Source organism: Lysinibacillus sp. NPDC097287 (assembly GCF_044761695.1).
Lineage (GTDB): Bacteria > Bacillota > Bacilli > Bacillales_A > Planococcaceae > Lysinibacillus.
The window spans coordinates 1-1,409 of sequence record NZ_JBIWCX010000055.1 but is presented as its reverse complement, the minus strand read 5'-3'; the positions used below and the strand labels follow the sequence as shown (position 1 = coordinate 1,409).

General features: G+C 61.0%; 2 protein-coding genes. Both read left to right on the top strand.

Annotated features, from left to right (window positions below):
• The coding region (locus tag ACIQ2D_RS21975) for a hypothetical protein (protein WP_483869759.1) at positions 1–447 on the top strand (447 nt) is incomplete at its 5' end.
• Positions 448–909: 462 nt separating this feature from the next.
• A partial coding sequence (locus tag ACIQ2D_RS21970; RefSeq protein ID WP_402867416.1) for a hypothetical protein occupies positions 910–1,409 on the top strand: 500 nt, incomplete at its 3' end.

The following is a 1,409-nucleotide window of genomic DNA, read 5'->3' as shown; positions in this document are numbered from 1 at the left end:
GACACATACCGCCGGCCGGCGTTCGCGACAAACGATGCCGCCGATGCGGCGGCGTTTCTCGACAAACTCTCCGATCCCGAATCCCGACCAGAACCGTCGAACGTCGAACAGGCCCGAACCAGACTCACCGTCGTCAAGGCAGCAGTCGACGATACGGCACCACGCGAGGAACCGGACTATGCATTCGGCAGCGGAAACGAACACGAGGACCAATACGGACCGGTCCAGGATGTTCGCGCCTCTGACGTGGCACTGGGAGATCTGATGTTGATGGAGGACACCGACGAGTGGGTCGTTGTCGACACCGAACCCGAGCCCGACATCATCGAAGACTCGTTGCTCTCGTTGACCTGGCGCAGCGACACCGACGAGATGGGCGATCTTGCGATTCCGGACAGTTCGTACGTCTCGATTCGCAAGCCTGTTCAGGTACCTGAGCTGGCGTGACCTCTGTCGAGCTCGGCCGGCACCCACTGCCGTGCAGCCGAACGGCTGGCATTGATGCGGGCGCGGGCTTGGCTCTGCCCTGCCCTGCGATGCGGTGCGGTGCGGTTGCGTTGTTAAGCGGTGACCGCACCACCTCGACTTGGTCTTGGTATTCGACAAGTACTAACTGCGCTCGGAATTCCCGCGTTCTCGCTTACCGGAAGCCGTAAGACAACGTGTAAACAGCCTGTGCGCAATCGAGCCGCACCCAGGTGGGACGACGAAATTGGGATGTAGGGGCGGTCGCGACGGCCGTGCGGCTTTCTCGGTGTCGTCGTTATCGCGGAAAGTGTCTGTGACTGCCAACGGCGTCCGTGCACGCGGAGCCCTCTGTCGTCTGCTCCAGCATGCATGTCACATGCGGCCGATAGTGTCGAATCGTCGCGCCAACTCAGGCACGACGCGATCACGACGGAGCACAACGTGAGCATCTCCTTTCGCGCTATGCGCGCATTGCGCTGGTTGGCCGACAACGATCCAGCCGTTGCCCTTCCAGTACAGGTCTGCCCATATGACGATGCCCGCTTCGTGTACGACGAACTCGAAAATCTTGAATTGGTCGAAGACACCTACACCCTCGACGGCAGCTACGATTTTCATCTCACCACTGTCGGTAAGATGCGGGCCCGCAACACTGTTGAGTCGTACCGCGAGGAATTCGCACGCCGCCAGGTCCTGTCCTCGATCGCGCGCACCGGACACTTCACTGGCATCGTCGGCGGGCCGGACGGTGAAGACTTCACCGGCGCTCTCACTCATCAGGAAGTCGGATTGGCTCTCGATGACCTTGCGGACCGCAGGCTGATCACGGGACAGCGCAACGCCAATAACGAATTCACCTATGCCGAACTCACCCCGAAAGGCCACCGAGCCTTACGCAGTTCCTTCCCGATCGAGGATGCTGCGATGCCGGTGCCCGTCTC